This is a genomic window from Rhizobium croatiense, from assembly GCF_019793465.1.
Classification (GTDB): Bacteria; Pseudomonadota; Alphaproteobacteria; order Rhizobiales; family Rhizobiaceae; genus Rhizobium; species Rhizobium croatiense.
The window spans coordinates 78,696-104,395 of record NZ_JAILYJ010000014.1 but is presented as its reverse complement, the minus strand read 5'-3'; the positions used below and the strand labels follow the sequence as shown (position 1 = coordinate 104,395).

The window sequence follows — 25,700 nt, the reverse complement described above, 5'->3', positions numbered from 1 at the left end:
GGTTTGCTGGTTTCGCTCATCTCCCTATGCTAGGGGACGGTTCTTTCAAGTGAGGCGAAACCGTCATGCTGCCCTGGATTCAACTCGATTCCGCGACCATTCCCGGCGAAGGCGGTGAACTCAGGCTGAAGCAGCGCGGCAGCGAGTTCTCGATCATGCTGGGCGCCAACGAGCTGATGAACAGCCGCCTCAGCGGCTCAGAAGAGGCGCTGGCGACCCTCTCCTGGGAGCGGATCAAAACGCATCCGAAGCCGAGGGTGCTGATCGGCGGGCTCGGCATGGGTTTCACCCTGCGCGCCGCGCTTGCCGTCCTTCCAGATGATGCCGGCGTCACCGTCGCCGAACTGGTGCCGGCCGTCGTCGCCTGGGCGCGCGGGCCGATGGCCGAGGTCTTCAAGGGCTGCCTCGACGATCCCCGCGTCGGCATCCATCAGGGCGATGTCGGCGAGGCGATCCGCGCCGGCAAGAACGCCTATGATGCGATCCTGCTCGACGTCGACAACGGACCGGATGGGCTGACCCGCAAATCCAACGACCGGCTCTACGATTTCGCCGGCCTGCGCGCCGCCCGCGCCGCGCTTCGCCCCGGCGGCGTGCTCGCCGTCTGGTCATCCGGGCCGGATCCTGATTTCACCCGCCGTCTCAGGGACAGCGGCTTTTCCGTCGAAGCGGTCAATACCCGCGCCAACGGCAAACGCGGCGGCGCCCGCCACGTCATCTGGCTGGCGATCAAGCCGGCCCGCTGACGAAGATCAGCTGCCCGAAGCGATCCGACGGGCGGCATTGATGGCGCGGCGGGCGCCGGCGCGCAGCTGTATGGTCTCGGCGCCGGCGATGACCAGATCAAAGCCGAACTTCAGCAGCTCGCCGGCCCGCTCGCCATCGCCGGCATAGGCACAGGCGAATTTGCCGTGGGCGCGGCAGCGCGCAACCGCGTGCTGCATGGCGCTGTCGATCTCTGCCGCATTCGGCGCCACCTGATCGCCGTTCGATAGGGCGATCGAAAGGTCGGCGGGGCCGACGAAAATACCGTCGATGCCGGTCACGCCAAGAATGCCGTCGATCGCATCGAGCGCGGCGCGGGTCTCGATCATGGCGACGGCGACGGTGAGCTCGTTGGCAGTCTTCAGATAGACGTCCGGCGACAGGCCGCTATGGTTCAGCGCCAGGGACGGTCCCCAGCTGCGCTCACCGAGAGGCGGATATTTCGTCGTCCTGACCAGGGCTCGCGCATCATCGGCCGAATTGATCATCGGCGCGATGATGCCGGAGGCCCCGGCATCGAGCAGCCGCGAGGCGGAGGCGAAATCGCCGATCGGAATGCGCGCGATGGCCGGCTTGCCGGCAAGACGTGCCTGAGCAACGGCATTTGCCGCCGACTGCATATCCCACATGCCATGCTGCATATCGAGCACGACGGCGTCGAACGCCTCCTGTGCCAGATGGTTGACGAGCATGGCGTCGGGAATACCGACCCAGGCGGAGATCATACCGCCCCGGTGTTTCCTGATACGGTCGGCAAAACCGTCGATTTCAGCTGCGCTCATGCCATTCTCCTCATTTCGACAGGCCGCCAGCGGCCGGATTGCCACCAAACGGCAGCAGCCATTCATCCTCTGCGGCGAAGCCGCGATATGACGACCATCACGACGATGCCCGCCGTCGCCAGAATGGCGCCCCAGAGCATCCAGATCTTTTGGGCAATCATGAAACTCGACGCCGGATAGGGAAAATAGCCGCTTCCCTGCCCGATCCAGATCAGGCCGAACACGACCATGAGCAGTCCGATGCCATATCCGATGGTTCGCATGCTTCAGCCGCCTTCGCTATCGATTCGCCCCACAATGTCGATCACTATCGCTGATGACAAGGCTTCTCCTGGGCACAAACGTCGGCGTTGAGGCGTGGTGAGCCGCAAGACTGCTGCTAGCCACCCAGATCGGCGGGCATCCATATGGCGCTTCTGAAATCCCGATATAGACCAGGAGAACGAAATACACCCGCCCACTTACCGAATGCCCTCTCTATTACTCATGTTGCATAGATCGCTAGCAAGCCACGATCCAGTACGGGAGGAAGAACTCCATCGAATCTCGCAAATCCGAAGGAATCACAACTCGCTGAAATCACGCAATTCTTTTCGAGGCAGCCTCTCATGCGCTTCAGCAACCAGCCATGGTCATAGTGATTATTGCTGTACGCCCAATGAATGACTTTAGATTCGTGAAAATATCTATCACTATGAGCCGCGTACAATCCCAACTAACGAGTCCAAGGGCGAATCATATTGCTTTGCTTTTCTTTGGTGTCTGATGATGTTGCACGCGAATTCTGCTGGGTAGAGCACGCCGGACATTGCCGTGCTGGAGTTTCGATGAAAAAGGTGGCGCCATGACCCATATTGCACTTCGCTCCCTAGCCAAGGGACTGGGTTCCTTTGTCGTTCCGCAACTGCGAAATACGCACGTAGAAGGGGGCACTGCTTCTGCGCGCCACTGTTATGACCTTTTCTTTCGCCACTACGGTCACCTAGCGCCTTGGCTGAACGGCAAAAGACCTGAAGTATTGGTCGAGGTCGGCCCCGGAAGTTCGCTTGGCGTTGGGCTTGCCGCACTGCTTGCGGGCGTCGACACGTACATCGGGCTGGATTTGCAAGACCACCGGAGCATCGAGCACGATCTTGAAGTCCTGAGCGGTTTGATTGAACTCTTCGGCGAGCGGGCCGCATTTTGGGATAACACCGTATCGGGCGACATCTTTTTTCCGCCTTCACCGACAAACTTCGCCTGGAATCGGATAGATGGGATCGTGCAACAGCGCCTCAGTGCGGAGGCAATCGACGCGCTGAAGGCGGACCTCGTGAATGGCAGCGAACGATTAAAGTTCGTCGCACCATGGACCGATTTCAACGTACTGCAGGCGGGTGTGGCTGACTGGCTGATGACGCATTCAGTCATGGAGCACGTGGACAACCTCGTTGATACCTATATCGCTATTGCCCGGTGGCTGAAGCCAGGAGGGTTTGCGACGCACCTGATCGACTTCCAATCTCACGGTCTGTCAAGCGACTGGAATGGGCACTGGGTTTTGAGCGCGCCCACGTGGACGATGATGCGTGGACGACGACCCTACCTGATAAATCGGAAGTGGCGCAGCCATCACATCAATCTGATGCAGGAGAGCGGCTTCGAAATCCTTGCGGAACTCCAGTACACCCGTACGGACGGACTAGGACGGAAGGAACTTCGAGCGCCGTTCACGTCAATGCCAGATGGTGACGAAAAAGTTGCGATGAGTTTCTTTGTGACGAGAAAAATCGGCTAAGAGTCGGACTCGAAAAGGCTTCAACTATATCCATATCTTGCGAGGCGTCTGGTGAGCATGCGGATGAGGCGATGGTTATCCGGGACAACCATCGCCTCATCCGCATGCGGCGCGGCTCGAGCTAGCCGACCTTCCCCGCCTCATCCGACAGCCAGGTGCTGAGCCTCTCGCTGTGGACGTTTGGAGATCGCGGAGGCACCAGCCAGTAACCGCGGTCTCGCGCCTCCAGCGACGGGCCGGCTTCCAGCAGCATGCCCGCCGAAAGGAGCGTGTCGACGAGCCCCATCCAGCCGAGCGCCACGCCCTGCTCGCTCAGCGCCGCCTGAACGACCAACGAATAGGTATTGAAGCTGATATCACCGCGGTCGGCGCGGGCGCCGCGCAGGACGGAGAATTCGCCAAAATATGTGCGCCAATCGAACCAGGGCGATGGCAGCGGCGCGTCGAGATGGATCAGCCTCGCTCCGGCCAATTGTCCTGGATCGTCGAAGGGTCCGTTGCGATCGAGGAACCCCCGCGTGCAGACGGGCACGACCCTCTCCGGCAGCAGAAGCGTGCCGACGGCACCGAATTCCGCCCGCGTTCCGAACACGACCGCGACGTCGGCCTCGTCGCGAAACCCGACCGCAAGCCTCTGCGTCGCGACGATCTGTATGTCCGTTTCCGGGTGCAGCAGGCGAAACCCATCCATGCGCGGGATCAGCCAAAGCGCCGAGAAAGCATAGTCGGTCCTGAGCCTGACGACCGGCCTCTGGGCTTCGAGGCGGAAACTGCGGGCGAGCGCATCGATATCGCCGACCGCCTTGGCGGCAATGTCCAGAAGCCGCTCCCCTTCGGCGGTCAATTCGACGCCACGATGCTGGCGGCGCAGCAGGCTGACACCGAACTGCTGTTCCAGCCGGCGGATCTGGTAGCTGACGGCCGGCTGGGTCAGCCCGAGAAGCGCTGCCGCCGCCGAAAAGCTCCCGAGCCGCGCGACCTCGACGAAGAGGCGCATCCAACCAAGTTCGGGTGGGCGGTCTAACATAAAGATTCCTTTAGGCAGCCATCGAAAAAAGCTGGCTTTACAGGCGTAATAATAGGCGTTTCAATAAAATCTTCAAATGGCAAAAGGTATTCACATGGCACGCCCGAACATTCTCATCCTGATGGTGGACCAGTTGAACGGAACCTTCTTTCCCGATGGCCCCGCCGATTTTCTTCACGCGCCGCATCTGAAATCACTGGCAGGCCGCTCCGTGCGTTTTGCCAATAGCTATACGGCAAGCCCGCTCTGCGCGCCGGCACGGGCGTCTTTCATGTCGGGCCAATTGCCGAGCCGGACGCGCGTCTATGACAACGCGGCTGAATTTGCCTCCGACATTCCGACCTATGCGCACCATCTGCGCGCCGCCGGATACCAGACGGCGCTGTCGGGAAAGATGCACTTCGTCGGCCCCGACCAGCTTCACGGTTTCGAGGAACGGCTGACGACGGACATCTATCCGGCCGATTTCGGCTGGACACCTGATTATACCAAGCCCGGCGAGCGCATCGACTGGTGGTACCACAATCTCGGTTCGGTCACCGGCGCCGGCATTGCCGAGATCACCAATCAGATGGAATATGACGACGAGGTCGCCTATCACGCCACCCGCAAGCTCTTCGACCTCTCGCGTGGTCACGATGAACGCCCCTGGTGCCTGACTGTCAGCTTCACCCATCCACACGACCCCTATGTCGCGCGCGGCAAATTCTGGGATCTCTATGAGGACTGTGCGGCCCTCGACCCGGCCGTAGCTCCGATCCCTTTCGAGCGGCAGGATCCTCATTCTCAGCGCCTGATGAAAGCCTGCGACCACGATGCTTTCGACATCAGCCAAGAGCAGATCAGGCGGGCAAGACGCGGCTATTTCGCCAATATCTCCTATGTTGACGAGAAGATCGGCGCGATTCTCGGTGTGCTGGAACGCAGCCGCATGGCGGAGAACACCATCATCCTCTTCGTGTCCGACCACGGCGACATGCTTGGCGATCGCGGCCTCTGGTTCAAGATGAACTTCTTCGAAGGATCGTCCCGCGTGCCGCTGATGATCGCAGTCCCCGGCTGGACGCCGAAGCGCATCGACCAGCCCGTCTCCACCCTTGATGTAACGCCGACGCTTGCCGGTCTTGCCGGAATCGATATCGCGTCATTGAAGCCGTGGACCGAAGGCCAAGATCTTGCAGCCCTCGCGAAGGGCACCGGCAGCCGTGGCCCGGTACCGATGGAATATGCCGCGGAAGGCTCGGAAGCGCCGCTCGTCTGCCTCAGGGACGGGCGCTACAAGCTCTCGCTCTGCGAGAAGGACCCGCCGATGCTGTTCGATCTCGAGGCCGATCCGCAAGAGCTCGACGATCTCGCGGGAAATCCGGCGCATGCCGAGACGCTGGCGCGGCTCGTCGAACAGGCGGGCCGGCGCTGGAACCTCTCCGCTTTCGACGCGGCCGTGCGCGAAAGCCAGGCCCGCCGCTGGGTGGTCTATGCGGCGCTGCGCAACGGCGCCTATTATCCCTGGGATTATCAGCCGCTGCAGAAAGCCTCGGAGCGCTACATGCGCAACCACATGGATTTGAACGTGCTGGAAGAAAGCCAGAGGTTTCCGCGCCAGGAATAACAGACCGTTCTAGGCGGTCCTGCTGACCGGCGCCGCGCGCAGAAAATCCTCGATGAAGGTCTTTTGCAGCAGGATGCCGTCCCATTCGTCGGCGAAGAAGGGCGAATCATAGATCAGCGTGAAGGGACCGGCGTAACCTGCCCTTTCGCACATCGCCAGGCACCTGCGGTAATCCTCCGCATCGAGGCCGGCAGCATTGTAATCGGCCTTGGCGTGGCAGATTTCCGCCCGCCGCATGATATCGGCCAGACCGTCATATTTCGCGGGGGCTGACCAGTTGCCGAGGTCGCCGTTGAGCCCGACCTTGCCATCCAGCTGGTCGAGCAGCCAATTCATCTCGACCGGCGACGGTAAGAGGTCGAACCAGTTCTCGACGACGATGCGCACGCCGCTGCCTTCCGCCTTCTCGGCCAGGCAGTTGAGCTGGCGGGCCGCACGGTCAAGGTTTTCCTCGCTCGGCTTCTGCTTGCCGGCGATGACGCGCATTCTCTGCGCCCCAAGGGCCGCCGCGATGCCGATCCACTCGGCCATCCAACCGATGTCGCGCTCGGCCGTCCCGGCATGGCTGGGATCGCCGTCCTCGACGAGCAGGGTCTGGAGCAGCACGTTCGACGCCGCCATCGCATCGCTGAGTTCGCCGATATAGGCGGCATCGAGGCTCGGCAGATGGAAAGAGCAGATCTCCAACCGATTGACGCCCCGCGCCGCCAGCATCGCCGGCACGTCGATCAGCGCCGCGCCGCCGGGGCCGTAGGGCTCCCTCGGCGCAGCGCTCTTGTCGGGGTCGGGGCTATAGGCGTGAACCGCGCCGAGCAACCGATGCAGCGACCATGTCGAAACCGCGAAGCGCCCGTTTTGCAAAAGCTGCATGTTCCCTCCTCCAATTCCTCTCGCGCCAGTCAGTGGCGACAAAATCGAAATCAATCGCGAACTCAGTCAAAATCCCCGCGGATGACTGCCTCCGCGGCAAGGGCCGTTCCCAGCAATACCTCGTCGCGACGGGCGGTGGCCGAAAGCAGCAGGCCGACGGGCATGCCCGCCTCGCCCGTGCCGCAAGGCACCGAGACACCGCACCAGTCGAGAAAATTGCCGAACATCGTGTTGCGCAGCGTCTTGTTGTTCGTGGCGAAGAAGAGCTCGTCATCCTGTTCCAGCGGCGCGATCGGCGCCGCCACATGGGCGACGGTCGGAAAGGCGATGAGGCGGTCGCCGACGATGCGGTCGACATCGGCAATGAGGCGGCGGCGGGCCTCGAGAAGCGCCATGTAATGCGGCGCCGTCGTCCTCGCTCCCAAGCGGGTGCGCATGACGACACGATGATCCATGCGGTCCGCTTCCGGCCCCGCCAACCGTTCCTGATGAAGGGCATAGGCTTGGGCAGTCACCAGCGGGCCGTACGTCGTCAGCAGATCGATGATCCCATTGAAAGCGGGGATGGTGATGCGCAAAACCCGAACACCGGCCCGTTGAAGGCGCTTCAGGGCTGCCTCGAAGGCGACGATGACACCCGGTTCGGCCCCATCGAAGACGATGTTTTCAGGCACGAGCAATTCCAGTCCCTGCAAGGAACGCTCGGCGACATCGGGTGCCGTCAGGCCGCACATCGCCGCATCGATCCAGACCGCGTCCTTGACGGTGCGGCAGAGCGGCCCCAATGAATCCAGGCTTTTCGCCAGCGGATAGACACCGTCCATGGCATGGCGGCCGCGTGTCGCCTTGTAGCCGACGATGCCGTTGAGGGCGGCGGGAATACGCACCGACCCGCCGGTATCCGTGCCCATCGCGACCGGCACCAGTCCAGCGGCGACGGCCACACCGGCGCCGGAGGAGGAGCCGCCGGGGATGCGCGGGCGGTCGGCGCTTCGCGGATTTGCCGGCGTGCCGTAATGCGGATTGATGCCGAGGCCGGAAAAGGCGAACTCGCTCATATTGGTACAGCCGATGGCAACCATGCCGGCATTCCTCAGCAAAGCGACGACGGCCGCATCCCGTTCGGCCGGCGCATCCCCTGCCAGGACGCGCGAACCTGCCGTCGTCGTCCGGCCTTCGATGTCGAAAAGATCTTTCCAGGCGATCGGAATACCGTCCAGCAGTCCGAGCGAGCGCCCTTGCCGCAGCCGTTTGGAAGACGCGCGCGCTTCTTCCATCGCCCGGTCTTCAAGCAGCGTGGTGAAGACGGCCTTGTCGGCGTAATTCGCGATGGCGTCGAAGACGGCCCCTGCCACATCGACTGGATCGGCTGCGCCGCCCTGAATGAGGACGGAAAGCTGGGCGACCGACATGGCGCCGAAGGATTTGCTCATGGGACCATCCAGACGAAATATCCCTCCGGATTACCGCGGATCATTTCGATGAGCCAGAGCTTCACGATATTTTGCATGCATTAGTTCGATTTTTTGAACACTGCGTTTGCAGATCGCCCCTTCAATTGCCGCGATTGAAGACACACATGATGCTCGCATTTGGAGTAGGATTCGGCGCGAGGGTGAGGGTTTACCCTCGGGACGCGACTCTGCATGTGTTGCAGGAGTAATTAGAATGACTGATAGTGAAACTTTAAGCCGTCACCAGGATATGGTGACCGTCCATGTGAAAGAGGACGAGACCGCCGGCGCCGGCGAGCGCGATTATGCGGAACATGTCAGTGCCCAGAAACTGTCGGGCTTTGAGCGCGTTGTCATTGTCGGCGCATTGCTTGTCTTGAGCTTTGCGGGTTTTGCCGCATATTCTTCCGGCAATACCGATCCGATGACGACATCGGCTATTGCCGCCCCCGCTGGCGATAATCCGCCGCATCATCCGGCTTACGGCCATTGCCGCGACAGCAGCCCCTACGCTGAAAGGGTCTGCTGACAGCTCGGCCCCTTCGCCGGACAGAAAAGTTTCGCCGGGCATGGAGCCCCTTGGCCCAGGCTGCAAAGACAGCAGGAAAAGGGAAAGAACCATGGCCGGTGATATCGACTTTAACCTAGACCGCTTCGTCGAAGCCCAGAACGGCATCTATCAACAGGCGCTCTCCGAGCTGCAAGCCGGGCGCAAGACCTCCCACTGGATGTGGTTCATCTTCCCGCAGATATCAGGGCTCGGCACGTCGGCGATGGCGGAAAAATATGCGATCCGTTCGGCCGAGGAAGCCGCCGCCTATCTCGCCCACCCCGTTCTTTCAAGCCGGCTGCTGCGCTGCGTCGAGGCGATTTTATCGGTCAAGGGCCGATCGGCGCATGATATCCTCGGCTCGCCCGATGACTTCAAGCTGCGCTCATCGATGACGCTGTTTGCCGCGATCACCGATCACGGCTCGCCCTTCCACCGGGTGATCGAGCGTTTTTATGAGGGACAGTTCGACGAGCGGACGATGGAGATCCTCAGCGCCAGGGAGTAGCCGCTTTGTTCTCCAAGGCGGCGATCTCGTCGGAGACCTCGCTCAAGCGCTGACGCAGATCGCTGTCGGTGCCGTCATCGACCTCTTCCTCGCCGAAACAATAGCGCGCATCGTGAAGCTCCAGCTTGGCTTCAAGCTCGGCGCGTTTGGCATATAGGCGTTTGAGATAGACGTGGTTCATCTCTGCCTCCACATCGCCTTCCGGTGATGGAAAAACGGCATGGAGGCGGTAAGGTTCCCCGGAAGGTCAGGTGAAAGAGGCGATCGCCGCCCTGCAGGCCTTGGCGAAATGGCCGCAGCAGTTGGCGGCACCCATCGCCTGGCGGCTGACGCGCGCGCCTTCGAGCAGCAGCGTCAGCGTATCGGCAAGAAGTTGAGGTTCGCGCGCACCGGCTTGCGAACAGAGCGCAGCCAGACGATCGCGCTGTCCGGCCTTGTGCCGCTCGATCATCTCGTGGGCAGGATGGCCCTCGCCCTTGAGTTCGATGGCGGCATTGGCGAGATCGCAGCCGGCGGGCTCGCCGTTCAGACACTGCGCCCGCATCTCGACCCAGGCATCCAGCTGCGCGCCGGGATCGCCGGGATGGGCCGCCTCGAGATCCCGCCAGATGGCATCCGCCTTTTCGGAGGCGCGGCGCAGCGTCTCGCAGACGAGCTCGTCCTTCGAGCCGAAATGCCGGTAAAGCGTCATCTTGTTGGTCGACGCCGCATCGGCGATGGCATCGACGCCGATGCCGCGAATGCCGTGTTCGCGGAAAAGCTCCGAGGCGGTCGAGACGATGCGCTCCCGCGGAGGGATGCGATCTTCTGGAACGGCGGCGGAGATTTCACTCGAAGTTTCTGATTTTTTTGCGGACGAAGTCCTTGACATCAATGTGACCGATCGGTAACAACTGTATTGTTACTTACCGGTAACACCACAGACCGCCAAAGTCAATGCCGAGGGCTTGGCGGCGCAAAGTGGAACACGGGCGACCGCCCACGAAAGGAGGACAAGCCATGAGAAAGACCAGAGACGACCTGACGATATCCGAAGCCCTCCGCGACCCCCTGATCGCCATGGTATTGCGCGCCGACGGCGTGAAGCTTGAAGATTTCAAGCAACTCCTGGAGACGGCCGCCGGCAACCGCGAACCGCGCCCGACGCCGGTCGGCAAAATGATCGGAGCTCTCGCAAGCCGCGCCAACCTGCCGGCGATGCCCTGCTTCGGCTGAAACAACTTTCTGAATACCGGGGGATCTCTCCCTGCCCGCGACAAGGGCTGTCGTCATAACGAGGCGGCGGCCCTTGCTGCTTGGTCGTAGTGGCCGGAAAGCGCCCTGAGCGTCGCCGCCACTGCCGATGTCACTGCCGGATCGAGCCCAAGCCCTCTGACCGAATCCACCAGCAGCGCTTCGCGCACGGCGCGATATTTTAGGCAGGTTTCAAGACCCTTGTCGGTGGCGGCGATCAACTTCTCCTTGCCCGCCCGCGTGCTTTTCACCAGACAGCGCTTTTCCAGTTTCTTGATTGCATAAATCACCAGATGCGTATCCTCGACGCCGAGCACGCTGCAAAGGTCGCCGAGCCGCTTCGGCCGCTGCCGGTGGGCCACCGAATGCAGCACCAGCACGTCGATTGCGGCGCAGCCCGGCTCGCCCGCCGCCGTCATGCAGCGCACCATCCAGCGGTCGAAGGCATTGCTGGCGAGGATGAGGCCGAATTCCAGTTCCGACAGAACAGGAAGCGCGCCATCGGCCAAATGTGCGGAGGAGACGATCGGCCCGATCTCCTGTCGTCCACGCCCTTCCGCCATTAGCAACACCTCCACGATCCAAGAGGAGAAACGTTGACATTTTATCGATAAATCGTCAATAAATTTTCAGTTCAACAGGAGGCCGGACGATGGGCGGACAGTGGGATTTCTGGATCGATCGCGGCGGCACGTTCACCGATATCGTCGCACGGCGCCCTGACGGCTCACTCATCGCCCATAAGCTGCTCTCGGAAAATCCCGAAGCCTATCGCGACCCGGCGGTGCACGGCATTCGCGACTTGCTCGGCCTCAAAGCCGATGATCCGGTCCCTTCCGACCGCATCGGCGCGGTGAAGATGGGAACGACGGTCGCCACCAATGCGCTGTTGGAGCGCAAGGGCGACCCGACCCTCCTGGTGACGACGAAGGGTTTTCGCGACGCTCTGGAGATCGGCTACCAGGCCCGCGCCGATATCTTCGCCAAGAAGATCGTCAAGCCGGAACTGCTCTATGCCGATGTCATCGAGGCCGACGAGCGTGTGCTGGCCGACGGCAGCGTGGAACGCCCGCTCGACGAGGATGGCTTGCGGCAAGCCCTGGAAGCTGCCTATGCCCAAGGGCTGCGCGCCGTCGCCATCGTCTTCATGCACGCCTATCGCTACCCCCAAAATGAGCAGCGGGCCGCCGCCATCGCGCGCGCGATCGGCTTCACCCAGGTCTCGCCCTCGCATGTGGTTTCACCGCTGATCAAGCTCGTCGGCCGCGGCGATACCGCCGTCGTCGATGCCTATCTGTCTCCGGTTCTGAGGCGCTATGTCGATCAGGTCGCAGCCGAGCTCGGCGCTGTCGAGGGACAAGGTCCGAAATTGATGTTCATGCAGTCCTCCGGCGGGCTGACCGACGCGCATCTCTTCCAGGGCAAGGACGCGATCCTCTCAGGCCCTGCAGGCGGGGTCGTCGGCGCGGTCGAGGTCTCACGCATTGCCGGTTTCAACAGAATGATCGGCTTCGATATGGGCGGCACCTCGACCGACGTTTCGCATTACGACGGTGAATTGGAACGCGCCTTCGAGACCGAAGTGGCCGGCGTGCGCATGCGCGCGCCGATGATGAAGATCCATACCGTCGCCGCCGGCGGCGGCTCGATCCTCAGCTATGACGGCTCGCGTTTCCGCGTCGGCCCGGAATCGGCCGGCGCCACACCCGGCCCGAAATCCTATCGCCGCGGCGGCCCGCTTGCCGTCACCGACGCCAACATCATGACCGGCAAGCTGCTGCCGGAATTCTTCCCTGTTATCTTCGGGCCCGAGCAGGACCAGTCGCTCGATGCCGAGGCCGTGCGCGCAGCCTTTGCCGAGATGGCAGAGACGATCGGCGGCGGGCGGACGGCGGAAGACGTCGCCGACGGCTTCCTCGCCATCGCCGTCGAGAATATGGCCAACGCCATCAAGAAGATCTCCGTCCAGCGCGGCTATGACGTTTCGGGCTATGCGCTCACCTGCTTCGGCGGTGCCGGCGGCCAGCATGCCTGCCTCGTCGCCGACAGTCTCGGCATGAAAACCGTGCTGATCCACCCGTTTTCCGGCATCCTCTCCGCCTATGGCATGGGGCTTGCCGACATCCGCGCCACACGCCAGCGCGCGGTTCTGACGGAGATTGCCGAGGCACTGACGACGATCGGCGGCATCAGGGCTGAACTGGAGAAAGATGTCCGCGAGGAGCTGACGCTGCAGGGCGTCAAGGGCGTCGATATGGAGATCGTCACCCGCCTGCACCTGCAATACAAGGGCACCGACACGGCCCTGCCGGTCGCCTTCGGGCCACAGGAGGAGATGGTGCAAGCCTTCGCCATTGCCCACAAGAAGCAGTTCGGCTTTATCTTCGAAGACCGCCCTGTCGTCGTCGACTCCATCGAAGTCGAGGGCATTGGCGGCGGCGCCGACATCGAGGAAGCGGCGACGCAGGCAGAAGCCTTCGCACCGCAAGCGCTGCGCACGACCCGCTTCTTTTCCGGCGGCGCATGGCATGAGGCCGGCATCTTCGAGCGCGGTGCGCTGAAGCCTGGCGCCGTCCTCAAGGGTCCTGCCCTCGTCATCGAACCACATCAGACGATCGTCGTCGAACCCGGCTGGCAGGCAAGGCTCACGAGCCTCGATCATATCGTCCTCGCCCGCGAAATTGCGCTTGCCCGCAATGCCGCGATCGGCACGAATGCCGACCCCGTCATGCTCGAAGTCTTCAACAACCTCTTCATGGCGATCGCCGAACAGATGGGCGTAACGCTGCAGAACACGGCGCATTCGGTCAACATCAAGGAGCGGCTCGATTTCTCCTGCGCCGTCTTCGACCGCACCGGCGCGCTTGTCGCCAATGCGCCGCACATGCCGGTGCATCTCGGCTCCATGGATCGGTCGGTCGAAACCATCATCCGCCTGAACGAGGGCCGCATCCGCCCGGGCGACGTCTTCGCGCTCAACGCTCCCTATAATGGCGGCACGCATCTACCCGATATCACCGTCGTCACACCTGTTTTCGACGACGCGGGAAAAACCATCCTGTTTTACGTCGCCTCGCGCGGCCATCACGCCGATATCGGCGGCAAGGCGCCGGGCTCGATGACGCCGCGGGCAACCAAGGTCGACGAGGAAGGCGTGCTGATCGACAATTTCCTGCTGGTCGATGAAGGCCGTTTTCGCGAAGCCGAATTCGCGGCGATGCTGACAGATCATCCCTATCCCGCCCGCAACCCCGCCCAGAACCTCGCCGACGTGAAGGCGCAGATCGCCGCCAATGAAAAGGGTGTTTGGGAATTGCGCAAGATGGTCGCACATTTCGGGCTCGACGTCGTCGAAGCCTATATGGGCCATGTGCAGGACAATGCCGAGGAGAGCGTTCGCCGGGTGATCGCCCGCTTGAGCGACAGCGAATTCACCTATCCCACCGATCAGGGTGCCGTCATCAACGTGAAGATCACCGTCGACCGGCAGGCGCGTGAGGCAACCGTCGATTTCACCGGCACGAGCGCGCAGCAGCCGACCAATTTCAATGCGCCGGAACCGGTGACGCGCGCCGCCGTGCTCTATGTCTTCCGCGTCATGGTCGAGCAGCCGATCCCGATGAATGCCGGCTGCCTGCGGCCGATCCGGATCATCGTGCCGGAGGGTTCGATGCTTCGTCCGGTCTATCCGGCCGCCGTCGTCGCCGGCAATGTCGAGACCAGCCAGCATGTGACGAATGCCCTGTTCGGCGCGCTCGGAACGCTGGCGGCAGCCCAGGGTTCGATGAACAACCTGACCTTCGGCAATGCCGTCTATCAATATTACGAGACGATCTGCGCCGGCGGGCCGGCCGGCCGGCTCAACGACGGCACCGGCTTCGACGGCGCCGATGGCGTGCACACGCATATGACCAATTCGCGGCTGACCGACCCCGAGGTGCTGGAATTCCGTTTTCCCGTCGTGCTCGAAGATTTCCACATCCGCCGCGGTTCCGGCGGCAAGGGACAATATAGCGCCGGCGGCGGCACCGAGCGCACCATCCGCTTTCTGGAAATGATGGATTGCAGCATTCTCTCCTCACATCGAACGATCCGGCCGTTCGGCCTGTTCGGCGGGGAAGACGGACAGCTGGGGAAAACCGAGATCCGTCGCGCGGACGGCACCGTCGAAAGGCTGGAAGGCTGCGACCAGTCAATGCTCGCCGCCGGCGACGCCGTGATCGTCACGACGCCGACCGGCGGCGGCTTCGGCAGGCCGCACTGAAGCGCGTCGCATCAGACTTGACCGGCACGCTTCAGCTCCTCGTTTCATGCAGGTCTTTGACCCGGAACCGCCAATTCCGTCCGACCTGCATCACAGGATCGGCTTGCCGCCGGTGACCGCGATTGTCGCGCCGGAGACATAGCTCGACAAAGGATCGGCCAGCATCACGTAGGCTGTTGCAAGCTCGGCCGGCTGGCCCGGCCGTTTCATCGGCACCTGCTTGCCGAAATTGCTGACGCTTTCCTCCGGAAGCGTCGAGGGAATGAGCGGCGTCCAGATCGGTCCCGGCGCCACGGCGTTGGCGCGAATGCCTTTCTCGGCCAGAAGCTGGGCAAGGCCGGCGGTGAAATTCTGGATCGCACCCTTGGTTGTCGCATAAGCAAGCAGTGTCGGGTTTGGATTGTCCGAATTGATCGAAGCGGTGTTGATGATGGCGCTGCCGGGCTTCATATGGGGGACCGCAGCCTTGGTCAGGTAGAACATCGCATGGATATTGACCTTGAAGGTCAGTTCCCACTCCTCGTCGCTGATTTCGTCGATGCTCTTGAAGCTCGCCTGATGCGCGGCATTGTTGACGAGAATGTCGATACCGCCGAGCTCCTTGACCGCCGTGTCGACGATCTGCCGGCAATGAGCCGGATCCTGGATATCGCCGCTGACGAGCACGGCCTTGCGTCCGGCCTGTTCGACGAGTCGCTTCGTCTCGTCGGCATCCTCATCCTCGTCGAGATAGGAAATCACCAAGTCGGCGCCTTCCCTGGCATAGGCGATGGCCACCGCCCGGCCGATGCCGCTATCGCCGCCGGTAATGATCGCCCGCTTGCCCTTCAACCGCTCGGAACCGCGATAGCTTTTCTCGCCATGGTCGGGAACGGGATCCATCTGTGCGGTAAAACCCGGCATGGGCTGTTTCTGGGACGGGAAAGGCGGTGTCGGATAATTCGTCATCATGACCTCCTGGGTTCGGGGTCAAACTCAGGCTGCGGCTTGTTGTTCCAGTTTATGATGGAGTTCTTCCCGAGCAGTCGCACCGCGCCGAGAACCATCCCCGCTTCGCATCCCCGCACGATCAACCTACAAGATGTTGCGATTTGCCACAGCGACCGCTATGCCATAGTAATGTAACATGATCGCAGTGTTAACGAGGTGCATGGAATTGGACGGAAAGACATCACCCGCAGTTTACTCCGAAGATGAGGGCCATGCCGACGAAGCCGCCGGCAAGGGCGCGCGCCGCGCGCGCGTCAGCGGCATCGACCGGGCGCTTCAGGTGATCGATCATCTCTACGAGACCGGATCGCCCGCCGGCGTCTATGCCATTGCCAAGGCGGTGAAGGCGCCGCTGTCGACCGTCTACGTCATCGTCGATGATCTGGTCGAGAAGAACATGCTGACACGCCAGGCGGACGGCTCGATCTGGCTCGGGGCGCGGCTTTATCACTACGGGCTCGCCTATGCCCGGTCGCTGGATTTCATGAGCATCGCCACCCACGAGATGCACGATCTCTGCCGCCAGGCCGGCGAAACCGTGCAGGTCTGCGGCCGCGACGGCGATTATATGCTGGTGCTTGCCATGGCCGATGGCCCGAGCCACTTCCAGGTGGCATCGCGCGTCGGCACCCGGGTGCCGCTGAACTGGACAGCGTCCGGCCGCCTGCTCGTCGGGCATCTTCCGGAGCAGGAGCGCATCGAGCTCTTCAAGCGCTGCGCCCGCTCGTCGCCGACCGGCCGCGCCGAGATCGATCCCCGCACCCTGTCGGAGGCGGCCGGAAAAGCTTTCGAGTCGCGCCTGTCGATCCAGGCGGGCGAATCGGATTATGCGGTCGCCTGCATCGCCTCGCCGATCTGCGACCGCGACGGCCAGTGCGTCGCCACCATTTCCATCGTGCTGCCGGAGCAGAAAGCCTTCTCCGACGAGAACCATTACACTGCGCATGTGCGCAGTTCGGCGGAGCGGATCGAAAAACTGATGGGCTGGCGCAACCGCTGAGATCTTAGACCTGAAATCCGACTGCTAAGTGCTGTCATTGACAGCGTCTGCTGGGAGTTTGGATATGGCCGTTCTGACAGTTCGCAACGTGCCCGATGAAGTGCATCGCGCAAGCCCGGCGGCGAATCCTACCGGTAGGAATAACCATGGCTATGGCGCACCAGCTTGCGCGCCCGCGGCACATAACGGCTGGCGGCGAAAGCATCGGCGCCCATCACCGCATAGCGCGGCTCGAACAGCTTGTTGAGAACCGAGACTTCGCCGTTGGAATCCGTCGCCTCGAGCTCGGAATCGACCAGGTCGAAAATCGTGAATTCGGCCTGCGCGCCGACCGAAAGCCGGTTCTCCATCGGCAACTTGATGACCGATGCCGGCGCATAGGTGACGGCCTCAACCACCTTGTCGAAGGGCATGCCGACGCTGAGTAGCTTCGACATCGTTGTCGCCAGATCCCAGACCGGAAAATTCATCGAATGGCCGTGCAGGTCGGTCGAGATCGAAAACGGCAGCAGACCGCGGGCGATCGCCGCCTCGGCGACCTTGAAGGAGAAGGAGGCGCCGCCATGGCCGATGTCGAGGCGGATGCCCTCCGAAGCGCAGCGCTCGGCGAGATTGAAAAGGTCCTCGTCCTCCATGATGCTCGAACCGGCCTTGCCGTTGAAGCAGTGGGTGACGACGTCGCCGGGACCAAGGATTTCGAGCACTTCATCATAGAGCGCCGGCGGCTCGCCGACATGCACCATCATCGGCACTTTGAGAATCTTGGCGATCTTCTTGCCGAGCTTGACGGGGGTCACACCCCAGGAGCCGGTGATGACGTGGCTGGCGCGCACCTTGATGCCGACGATGTGCTCGCTGTTTTCGGCATAGACTTCGAGGATGCGGTCGAGATCGATATCTCTGATATCCCTGAGTTCGGCGACACGGTTGCAGGCGACAAGACCGATCGAGCCGAGGTTCAGGAAGGCCTTGATGCGCTCGCGCGAGGGCTCGATGATATATTCGCGGAAACCGTGGAAATTCGCCTCGCCGGCCGATCCGGCATCGACAAGCGTCGTCACACCGCGCTCGAGACCGCATTCGGAGGGGCGGATCGAAATGTCGGTGCCGCCATGCCAGATATGCACATGCAGGTCGATCCAGCCGGGCGAGACGAAGGCACCCTTGCCGTCGATGCGCGTGACATCTTGAGAGACCGCGAGCGACGGACCGATCTCGGTGATCCTGCCCTCGGCATCGACGAGAATGTCGATCACCCCCTCGCCTGCGCCGGCACCGAAAGCCACCGGTTTGACATTGGTGAGGAGAAGCGGCTTCTTCGCCTGGTCGCCGGACATGATATGCGTTCCTTTCGAGGTCTCGAAACCTGTCTGCAGGTCACGATGAGAGGCAAATGGGGAGGTGGGAGGCGCCGCCGCCTGCGTCACATCGCGGCAATTCCACAATTATGATACATGAGGCCTTATAATAGAATAAAGCCGGGGGCATCGCTGTCAAGAAAAATGACGCCCCGCTCACGGTCAGCAATCGGACGGCGCGCCTCTTCGAAGCGCGCGGATTTCAAAGAACCGCCTTGTTCAATCCCGCAGGATCGAAAAGTCGAGCCGCTCCAACTGATCCGGATCGGCGACGGCATCGATCGCGACGATCCTCTTCTCATCGATCGTCAGCGTCACCGCGACGCGGATCTGGCCGTCAATGTGCACGACAAAGCCGAGCTCGCCGTCGACGATGGCCATTTCCGCCGCCTGCGCCCGGCCCTTGAAGGCCGCAGCGACGTCGGTCGCGCCGCGCATGGCGCCGATACCGTATCGGGCGGCCGTCGCATCCGGCCGGAAGACGACGTCGGGGGCGAGCACCGCAAGCAGCGCCTCCAGATCGCTGTTGCGGGACGCCGCCAGAAAGGCCTCGGCGATCGCCCGCTTGCGGCCAAGATCGACCTCCGCGCTTCGTCCATGCCCTGGACGCGGCGGCGGGCGCGGCTTGCGAGTTGCCGGGTGGCGGCAGAGGAACGGCCGATGATCGGCGCGATCTCGTCGAACGGCAGATCGAACATGTCGTGCAGCACGAAGGCGACACGTTCGGCCGGCGCCAGCGTCTGCAGCACCACGAGCAGCGCCAGACCGACGGAATCGGCGAAGGCTGCTTCGCGTTCGGGGTCCCCGGCCGGATCGGCGACTGCCGCATGTACGGGCATCTCCAGCGGCTCCTCGCGCCGGCTCCTGCGGGCGCGCAGCATGTCGAGGCAGATGCGCGCCACGACCGTCGTCAGCCAACCGCCGAGATTGCCGATCCCGGTCGCATCGGTGCGGCTCAGCCGCAACCAGGCCTCCTGGACGGCGTCCTCCGCCTCGCTGCGCGAGCCGAGCATCCGATAGGCCGCGGCCCTGAGATGCCCCCGGTTCGCTTCGAATTCATCGGCCAGCCATTTTTTCTCGTTCACGTGTCACATTCCTCCGCTGCGTTGCGTCAAGGCCATGACGAATGAAACCCGGCCGGTGTGACAGCGCCGGCGCATCGTCGAAGAGCAAACACATCAAGGAGACATATCATGCAGGAGAGAATGGGAAATCCCGCCCTCGTCCTTCCCGCGGCCATGCAGGCGCTGACAGCTCTCGGCAAAGTACCGGCGGAGGTCGGCCTTTCACCGAAGCTGCTCGAACTCGTCAATCTGCGCGCCAGCCAGATCAACGGCTGCAGCGTTTGCATCGACGGGCATCCACGCATCGCAAAGAAGCTCGGCGAGACCGATGAGCGGCTCTTTGCCGTCAGCGCCTGGCGCGACACGCCCTATTTCAGCGATGCCGAGCGGGCGGCGCTTGCGCTGACCGAGGCGGTGACCCGCACCAGCGACCGCGCCGATCCGGTGCCGGACGAGATCTGGGACGAGGCGACCCGGCACTATGACGGCAGGAGCCTTGCGGCCCTCGTCATCGCCATCGCCAACATCAATGTCTGGAACCGGCTGAACATCGCCACCCGCCAGATCGCCGGCGCCTGGAAGCCGTAAACGGCGATGGCCGACAGCGCGTCATCCGCACCGCCGGCCATCCTTTGTCTTCAGTTTCGAAATTCAGATGATACCGCCGCCGCCGGCAACGGAAGCCGGCCGCTCGGCCGCCACCTTGTTACGGTAGCCGCTGGCGCGGTAGGCGGCGATCGGGTCGATCGCGCCGCCGGCCCTGCGCCGGGCTTCCGCGAGGATCGGCTCGACATCGGCGCGATAGGCGCGCTTCAACGTTTCCGACGCCATCAGCGCGTCATTGTCCTGCTGGTAGTCCTCAAGCGCCTTGCGGTCGACGATCAGCGCCTGCGCATAAGCGCGGCGGATTTCGTTGGCGCTGTTGATCAGGCTCTCGATCGGGTCGGTAACATTGTGCGACTGATCGATCATATGGGCCGGGTTGAAGTCGTTGACGCCGCGCTGCTCGGCATCGACCAACTCGTTAAAGACGAGGAACAGCCGGTAGGGATCGATCGCGCCGGCGTCGAGATCGTCATCGCCATATTTCGAATCGTTGAAGTGGAAACCGCCGAGCTTGCCGAACTGGATCAGGCGGGCGACGATCATCTCGATATTGGTGTTCGGTGCATGATGGCCGAGATCGACGAGGCAATGGGCCTTCGGGCCGAGCGTCTGGGCGATCAGGTAATTGGTGCCCCAATCCTGCACGATCGTCGAATAGAAGGCCGGCTCGTACATCTTGTGCTCGGTGAAGAGCTTCCAATCGTCCGGCAGCGCCTTGTAGATATCCCCCATCGAGGCGAGGTAACGCTCGAATGCCCTGGTGAAATTGCTCTGGCCGGGAAAGTTCGAGCCGTCGCCGATCCACACAGTCAGCGCCTTCGAGCCGATCGCCTTGCCGATCTCGATGCATTCTAGATTGTGCTCGACCGCCTGCGCCCGCGTTGCCGCATCCGTATGGCTGAGCGAGCCGTATTTGTAGGAATGGGCCTGCCCCGGCGCATCCGAAAAGGTGTTGGAATTCATTGCGTCGAAGCCGAGGCCGAGCGCATCGCCCTTGGCCTTCAATTCCCGTGCATTCGCCTTGTCCCAGGGGATATGCAGCGAGACGTTCGGTGTCGCCTGCGTCAGCTGGTTGATGACGGCGCAATCGTCGAGCTTGTCGAAAATTCCGCGCGGCTCGCCGGCACCGGGAAAACGGGCAAAGCGCGTGCCGCCGGTGCCGACACCCCAGGACGGAACGGCGACGAAAAATTCGCTGACCTTGCGTGTCACCGCCTCGATATCGACGCCGCGCCGATCTAGCGTCGCACCCAATGCGTCGTAATCGGCTTTCAGCGCCGCCGCCCGTTTTTCATTTTCCGTTGCGACCAGATCCGGCGCAATCCTGAATTCAGCCATTGTTTCCTCCCACCTCGCGAACCACAGAACCGTGGTTTGCGTTCTAACGCTTGTATGTCTTCAAAACTCAGGAGCTACGATGGACATCGTCCGCATTCTTCTTGCGATCATCCTGCCGCCCCTTGGCGTATTCCTGCAGGTCGGGATCGGCCTGCATTTCTGGCTCAACATATTGCTGACGCTTTGCGGCTATGTGCCGGGGATCATCCACGCGATATGGGTGATCCTCCGAAAATAATTAGCGCGTAAAACTCTGCACGTTGCCGGCGTCGACGTTGATGATGTTGCCGGTCGACTTGGCCGAGAGATTAGACGCGAGGAAGTATACCGCTTCGGCGATGTCTTCCGGGAATACGTTGAGCTTCAGCATGGAACGCTTGCGGTAATGCTCCTCCAGGTCGTCCACCTCGATCTTCGAGGAAGCCGCACGCTGTTCGCGCCACTCGCCGCTCCAGATCTTGGAACCGCGCAGGACGGCATCCGGATTGACGGTGTTGACGCGGATGCCGGCATCAGCGCCTTCCAGAGCCAGGCAGCGGGCGAGATGGATTTCGGCGGCCTTCGCCGTGCAATAGGCTGACGCGTTCGGCGAAGCGGCGAGGCCGTTCTTCGATGCAATGAAGACGACGTTGCCGCCGAGCGCCTGCCGGCGGAACAGCCGGAAGGCCTCGCGCGAGACGAGGAAGTAACCGGTCGCCAGGATGTCGATATTGCGGTTCCACGTCGACAGCTCGGTCGTTTCGATCGGCGCCGAGGAGGCGATACCGGCATTCGAAATGAGAATATCGATGCCGCCGAATTCGACGCAGGACTCGGCGAAGGAGGCGATAACGGCGTCTTCCTTGGTAACGTCGAGCTTCACGGTACGCACGGCATCCGCGCCATATTTCTTCACGAAATCGGCTTCGGTCGATTCAAGCGCCGCCTGGTCGATATCGGCGAGCACCACACAGGCGCCCTCACCGACGAGGCGCGCGGCCGTCGCGCGGCCGATGCCGCCGGCGCCGCCGGTGACGAAGGCCACCCGGCCGGCCAGGCTCTTCGGCTTCGGCATGCGCTGCAGCTTGGCCTCTTCGAGCAACCAGTATTCGATATCGAAGGCCTCCTGCTCCGGCAGGCCCTGATATTCCGAGACCGTCGAGGCGCCGCGCATGACGTTAATGGCATTGACGTAGAATTCGCTGGCGATGCGAGCCGTCGCCTTGTCGCGGGCGAAGGAGAGCATACCGACGCCGGGAACGAGGAAGATGACGGGATTTGCGTCGCGCATGGCGGGCGAATTGTCATGCTTGCAGTCGTTGTAATAGCGGGCGTAATCGGCGCGGTAATCTTCCAGCGCCTGGTCGAGACCGGCAATGATCGCGTCGACATCCGGCTTGGCGGGATCGAAATCGACGATCAGCGGGCGGATCTTGGTGCGCAGGAAATGATCGGGGCAGCTGGTGCCGAGCGCGCCGAGCGGACGCAGATCCCTGGAATTGACGAATTCGAGCACGGCGTCCTGATCGTCGAAATGGCCGAGCTTGCGCTCCTGCTTGCCGATGCGGCCACGAATCTCCGGCATCAGCCGGGCGGCGATGGCGCGGCGTTCGGCAACCGGCAGGCTCTGCGTGACCGCGCCGCCGAAAATCGTCTTGCCTTCGGTCTTTTCGGCAAACCAGACGATCGCCTTGTTGATGATCTCAAGCGTCAGCTCGTAGCAGGCCTTCGCATCATTCGCCCAGGTGAAGAGGCCGTGGCTTTCGAGCACGACGCCCTTGGCATTCGGGTTGGCCTTGACGAAGGCTTCGAGATCGAGGCCGAGCTGGAAACCCGGACGGCGCCAGGGCAGCCAGCCTATCTCGCTGCCGAAGATCTGCTGCGTCAATTCTTTCGAATTCTTCGAGGCGGCAATGGCGATGATCGCATCGGGATGCATGTGGTCGACATGGGTGAAAGGCACAAAACCGTGCAGCGGCGTGTCGATCGAGGCGGCGCGGCCGTTGAGATTGAAGGTGCAGTGCGGCAGGAAACCGACCATGCGGTCTTCGTCTTCGACACCTTTATAGATGGATTTCAGCGATTCCAGCTTGTCCTGGTAGAGGGTGGCGAAACCGTCGAGCTTGATGGTGCCGACGTCGCCGCCCGAGCCCTTGACCCAGAGCACTTTGACCTTGCCACCATCAAGCGGATCGGTTTCCATCACCTTCGCCGAGGTGTTGCCGCCGCCATAGTTGGTGATGCGCTTATCGGCGCCGAGCAGATTGGAGCGATAGAGCAGCTTGCCGGGCTCGTCGAGGCCCGCCGCGTAACCATCATCCCACCGGTTTTCCAGAAGCCGGACGTTCGCCGCCATATCATCCTCCCATATCAGGCTTGTCGGGGGCCGCAATCAGCACGCCCTTTCGCTCACGGTATCGCGCATCAAAAGTGCGCTTGTCAATCGAAAACGATCAAAACCGATTATGCTGCATCGCAATATGAAAATTTATGATCGTTTGTGATTGACAGCCCTTAACGGATACGAAATAAATATGACAAGAGGAGGAGCCCAATGCACGAACGCGAACGCCATCGCATCATTTTGAGCGCCGTTCAGGAAAAGTCCGTCGTTACGATCCAGGACATTTCCGAGCTGACGGAAGCTTCCGAAGCGACCATCCGGCGCGATATTGCGGCTCTTCACGTGCAGGGCAAGATCCGCCGTGTCCGCGGCGGCGCGGAGGCAGTGCATCCGCCGCAGCTCGGCAATCTTGCCGGCCGACCCTTCCGGGTTTCAGAATCAGTCAACATCGATAAAAAGCGCGCAATTGCACGCGCCGCCGTCGATCTCTGCGAAGCCGGCGACGCCATCATCATCAATGGTGGCACGACGACCTTCCAGATGGTGCATTATATGGCCGGCCACCGCATGCAGGTCATGACCAACTCTTTTGCCATCGCCGAACATCTGGTGAAGCATTCCAAAAACACGGTGACGGTGCCGGGCGGCGCGATCTATCGCGAGCAGAGCCTAATCCTGTCGCCGTTCGACAATGACGCGATCCGCAATTTTTATGCGCGGCGCATGTTCATCGGCGCCCAGGGTGTCGGCCCGCTCGGCATCATGGAGGCGGATGCCCTCATCATCCAGAGCGAGCAGAAGCTGATGCATCAGGCCGACGAGCTCGTCGTCATGGTCGATTCGAGCAAATTCAATCGCCGGTCGAGCCTTATTCTCTGCGCGCTCGACCGCGTTTCCGTGGTCATCACCGATGACGGGATTTCGGAAGAGGCGGCGCGCATGGTCGAGAATGCCGGCGTCCGGCTCGTTGTCGCAAGCCCGGTGACCCAGGCTGTGAGGGAGGATTCCTCGTCGGTCGCATGAGGCGCCGCCGAGGTGTGGAAGTCTAATCTTTAAGGGAGGAAAGCACATGAAACTCGCAAAGACACTTGCGCTCGGCGTCGCGCTCGCCGTCGCCATGATGGCCGGCACGGCAACCGCCGCGGACATCAAGATCGGCCTCGTCGTGAAGTCGCTCGGCAACGGCTTCTTCGACGCCGCCAACAAGGGCGCCCAGGAAGCCGCCAAGGAACTCGGCGGCGTCGAGGTCATCTACACCGGTCCGACGTCGACGACGGCCGAAGGCCAGATCGAAGTCATCAACTCGCTGATCGCCCAGGGCGTCGATGCCATCGCCGTCTCGGCCAACGATCCGGACGCGCTCGTTCCGGCGCTGAAGAAGGCGACCCAGCGCGGCATCAAGGTCATCTCCTGGGATTCCGGCGTCGCACCGGAAGGCCGCATCCTGCAGCTCAACCCCTCGTCCAACGAACTGATCGGCAAGATGTGCCTGACGCTCGCCAAGGATCATCTGGAAGGCGGCAAGGGTGACTTCGCCATCCTGTCGGCAACCACCACCTCGACCAACCAGAACATCTGGATCGACCAGATGAAGAAGCAGCTCAAGGACTTCCCGGGCCTTAACCTCGTCACCACGGTTTACGGCGACGACCTCTCGGACAAGTCCTATCGTGAAGCCGAAGGCCTCTTGAAGTCGAACCCGAACGTCAAGGTCATCGTCGCTCCGACGACGGTCGGCGTTCTCGCCGCCTCCAAGGTCGTCGAAGACAAGGGTCTCGTCGGTAAGGTCTATGTCACCGGTCTCGGCCTGCCGTCCGAAATGGCCGGCGCGATCAAGTCGGGCGCCACGAAGGAATTCGCCATCTGGAACCCGATCGATCTCGGCTATTCCGCAACCCAGATCGCCTATCGCCTCGTCAAGGGCGAGACCGACGGCAAGCCGGGCAGCGAGATCAATGCCGGCCGCATGGGCAAGATCAAGGTCGGCGACAACGGCGAAGCCGCCATGGCCGATCCCTTCGTCTACAATGCTTCGAACATCGACCAGTTCTCCAAGGTCTTCTGATCGTTAAGACCCCTTCTGGCCTGCCGGCCATCTCCCCCACAAGGGGGAGATAATCTGAAGCAACGCCCCGCCCATCGCGAGCCTCGGCATCGCGGTGGGTCAAGCCCCTCCCCCTTG

At 62.1% G+C, this 25,700-nt stretch carries 24 protein-coding genes and 1 pseudogene; 12 read left to right on the top strand and 13 right to left on the bottom strand.

The window, feature by feature from the left end; translation table 11 throughout:
• Positions 1-65 precede the first annotated feature (65 nt).
• The gene (locus K6M89_RS21870) at positions 66-746 is read left to right on the top strand and encodes a spermidine synthase (RefSeq protein WP_097582221.1); all 681 of its coding nucleotides are present in this window, start codon (positions 66-68) and stop codon (positions 744-746) included.
• Positions 747-752: 6 nt separating this feature from the next.
• On the opposite strand, the gene K6M89_RS21865 is transcribed toward K6M89_RS21870, so the two are convergent.
• Together K6M89_RS21865 and K6M89_RS21860 are read right to left on the bottom strand one after the other, a co-directional pair.
• Positions 753-1,547 carry an HpcH/HpaI aldolase family protein gene (locus tag K6M89_RS21865; RefSeq protein ID WP_097582219.1) on the bottom strand — a complete coding sequence of 265 codons (795 nt, stop codon included), beginning with the start codon at positions 1,545-1,547 and terminating at the stop codon, positions 753-755.
• A gap of 62 nt (positions 1,548-1,609) precedes the next feature.
• Positions 1,610-1,810, bottom strand: a complete 201-nt coding sequence (locus tag K6M89_RS21860; RefSeq protein WP_222140943.1) for a hypothetical protein — start codon at positions 1,808-1,810, stop codon at positions 1,610-1,612.
• Positions 1,811-2,391: 581 nt separating this feature from the next.
• Here K6M89_RS21860 and K6M89_RS21855 point away from each other — a divergent pair.
• Positions 2,392-3,324 (top strand): hypothetical protein, encoded by a 933-nt coding sequence (locus K6M89_RS21855; protein ID WP_222140942.1) that lies wholly within the window; start codon positions 2,392-2,394, stop codon positions 3,322-3,324.
• 121 nt (positions 3,325-3,445) lie between these two features.
• Here K6M89_RS21855 and K6M89_RS21850 read toward each other — a convergent pair whose 3' ends face one another.
• Positions 3,446-4,351 carry a choline sulfate utilization transcriptional regulator gene (locus tag K6M89_RS21850; protein ID WP_222140941.1) on the bottom strand — a complete coding sequence of 302 codons (906 nt, stop codon included), beginning with the start codon at positions 4,349-4,351 and terminating at the stop codon, positions 3,446-3,448.
• A gap of 94 nt (positions 4,352-4,445) precedes the next feature.
• On the opposite strand from K6M89_RS21850, the gene betC reads away from it, so the two are divergent.
• Positions 4,446-5,960, top strand: coding sequence for a choline-sulfatase (gene betC, locus K6M89_RS21845; RefSeq protein ID WP_097582214.1), 1,515 nt, complete (start codon positions 4,446-4,448; stop codon positions 5,958-5,960).
• 9 nt (positions 5,961-5,969) lie between these two features.
• Here betC and K6M89_RS21840 read toward each other — a convergent pair whose 3' ends face one another.
• Positions 5,970-6,830: a sugar phosphate isomerase/epimerase family protein gene (locus K6M89_RS21840; RefSeq protein WP_222140940.1), complete on the bottom strand. Its 861-nt coding sequence runs from the start codon at positions 6,828-6,830 to the stop codon at positions 5,970-5,972.
• A 62-nt stretch (positions 6,831-6,892) separates the two neighbouring features.
• Entirely contained in the window at positions 6,893-8,263 is a 1,371-nt protein-coding gene (locus tag K6M89_RS21835; RefSeq protein ID WP_222140939.1) for an amidase, read from the bottom strand.
• A gap of 271 nt (positions 8,264-8,534) precedes the next feature.
• Here K6M89_RS21835 and K6M89_RS21830 point away from each other — a divergent pair, with 271 nt between their 5' ends.
• Complete coding sequence (locus K6M89_RS21830; protein ID WP_097582211.1) at positions 8,535-8,813, top strand: hypothetical protein; 279 nt, start codon at positions 8,535-8,537, stop codon at positions 8,811-8,813.
• A gap of 91 nt (positions 8,814-8,904) precedes the next feature.
• On the top strand, positions 8,905-9,342 hold the full coding sequence (locus K6M89_RS21825; protein WP_222140938.1) for a DUF1810 domain-containing protein: 438 nt from the start codon (positions 8,905-8,907) through the stop codon (positions 9,340-9,342).
• Here the strand turns inward: K6M89_RS21825 and K6M89_RS21820 are convergent.
• Together K6M89_RS21820 and K6M89_RS21815 are read right to left on the bottom strand one after the other, a co-directional pair.
• On the bottom strand, positions 9,326-9,523 hold the full coding sequence (locus K6M89_RS21820) for a hypothetical protein (RefSeq protein WP_222140937.1): 198 nt from the start codon (positions 9,521-9,523) through the stop codon (positions 9,326-9,328). The two genes, K6M89_RS21825 and K6M89_RS21820, sit on opposite strands and share 17 nt — an antisense overlap.
• A gap of 66 nt (positions 9,524-9,589) precedes the next feature.
• The gene (locus K6M89_RS21815) at positions 9,590-10,213 is read right to left on the bottom strand and encodes a TetR/AcrR family transcriptional regulator (protein WP_222140936.1); all 624 of its coding nucleotides are present in this window, start codon (positions 10,211-10,213) and stop codon (positions 9,590-9,592) included.
• 128 nt (positions 10,214-10,341) lie between these two features.
• Between K6M89_RS21815 and K6M89_RS21810 the strand changes: the two genes are divergently transcribed.
• Complete coding sequence (locus K6M89_RS21810) at positions 10,342-10,557, top strand: hypothetical protein (protein WP_097588444.1); 216 nt, start codon at positions 10,342-10,344, stop codon at positions 10,555-10,557.
• Positions 10,558-10,610: 53 nt separating this feature from the next.
• Here the strand turns inward: K6M89_RS21810 and K6M89_RS21805 are convergent, their stop codons facing one another.
• Positions 10,611-11,138, bottom strand: a complete 528-nt coding sequence (locus K6M89_RS21805) for a winged helix DNA-binding protein (protein ID WP_222140935.1) — start codon at positions 11,136-11,138, stop codon at positions 10,611-10,613.
• Positions 11,139-11,227: 89 nt separating this feature from the next.
• On the opposite strand from K6M89_RS21805, the gene K6M89_RS21800 reads away from it, so the two are divergent.
• A complete protein-coding gene (locus K6M89_RS21800; protein ID WP_222140934.1) occupies positions 11,228-14,839 on the top strand; it encodes a hydantoinase B/oxoprolinase family protein in 3,612 nt (1,203 codons plus the stop codon).
• A 90-nt stretch (positions 14,840-14,929) separates the two neighbouring features.
• Here the strand turns inward: K6M89_RS21800 and K6M89_RS21795 are convergent, their stop codons facing one another.
• Positions 14,930-15,787 (bottom strand): SDR family oxidoreductase, encoded by an 858-nt coding sequence (locus K6M89_RS21795; RefSeq protein ID WP_222140933.1) that lies wholly within the window; start codon positions 15,785-15,787, stop codon positions 14,930-14,932.
• A 202-nt stretch (positions 15,788-15,989) separates the two neighbouring features.
• Here K6M89_RS21795 and K6M89_RS21790 point away from each other — a divergent pair, with 202 nt between their 5' ends.
• Positions 15,990-16,829, top strand: a complete 840-nt coding sequence (locus tag K6M89_RS21790) for an IclR family transcriptional regulator (protein WP_222140932.1) — start codon at positions 15,990-15,992, stop codon at positions 16,827-16,829.
• Positions 16,830-16,957: 128 nt separating this feature from the next.
• On the opposite strand, the gene K6M89_RS21785 is transcribed toward K6M89_RS21790, so the two are convergent.
• Entirely contained in the window at positions 16,958-18,166 is a 1,209-nt protein-coding gene (locus K6M89_RS21785; RefSeq protein ID WP_222140931.1) for an amidohydrolase/deacetylase family metallohydrolase, read from the bottom strand.
• 240 nt (positions 18,167-18,406) lie between these two features.
• A pseudogene (locus K6M89_RS21780) lies at positions 18,407-19,272 on the bottom strand (sigma-70 family RNA polymerase sigma factor).
• Between the two features lie 108 nt (positions 19,273-19,380).
• Between K6M89_RS21780 and K6M89_RS21775 the strand changes: the two are divergent.
• Entirely contained in the window at positions 19,381-19,839 is a 459-nt protein-coding gene (locus K6M89_RS21775; RefSeq protein ID WP_097582197.1) for a carboxymuconolactone decarboxylase family protein, read from the top strand.
• A gap of 63 nt (positions 19,840-19,902) precedes the next feature.
• Here K6M89_RS21775 and rhaI read toward each other — a convergent pair whose 3' ends face one another.
• The gene (gene rhaI / locus K6M89_RS21770; protein WP_097582195.1) at positions 19,903-21,195 is read right to left on the bottom strand and encodes an L-rhamnose catabolism isomerase; all 1,293 of its coding nucleotides are present in this window, start codon (positions 21,193-21,195) and stop codon (positions 19,903-19,905) included.
• A 79-nt stretch (positions 21,196-21,274) separates the two neighbouring features.
• On the opposite strand from rhaI, the gene K6M89_RS21765 reads away from it, so the two are divergent.
• Positions 21,275-21,433 carry a YqaE/Pmp3 family membrane protein gene (locus K6M89_RS21765; RefSeq protein WP_088689959.1) on the top strand — a complete coding sequence of 53 codons (159 nt, stop codon included), beginning with the start codon at positions 21,275-21,277 and terminating at the stop codon, positions 21,431-21,433.
• Here K6M89_RS21765 and K6M89_RS21760 read toward each other — a convergent pair whose 3' ends face one another.
• Positions 21,434-23,530 (bottom strand): bifunctional rhamnulose-1-phosphate aldolase/short-chain dehydrogenase, encoded by a 2,097-nt coding sequence (locus tag K6M89_RS21760; RefSeq protein WP_222140930.1) that lies wholly within the window; start codon positions 23,528-23,530, stop codon positions 21,434-21,436.
• A 198-nt stretch (positions 23,531-23,728) separates the two neighbouring features.
• Between K6M89_RS21760 and K6M89_RS21755 the strand changes: the two genes are divergently transcribed.
• Together K6M89_RS21755 and rhaS are read left to right on the top strand one after the other, a co-directional pair.
• On the top strand, positions 23,729-24,541 hold the full coding sequence (locus K6M89_RS21755) for a DeoR/GlpR family DNA-binding transcription regulator (RefSeq protein ID WP_064684517.1): 813 nt from the start codon (positions 23,729-23,731) through the stop codon (positions 24,539-24,541).
• A gap of 46 nt (positions 24,542-24,587) precedes the next feature.
• The gene (gene rhaS, locus K6M89_RS21750) at positions 24,588-25,583 is read left to right on the top strand and encodes a rhamnose ABC transporter substrate-binding protein (RefSeq protein ID WP_097582193.1); all 996 of its coding nucleotides are present in this window, start codon (positions 24,588-24,590) and stop codon (positions 25,581-25,583) included.
• Positions 25,584-25,700: the final 117 nt, after the last annotated feature.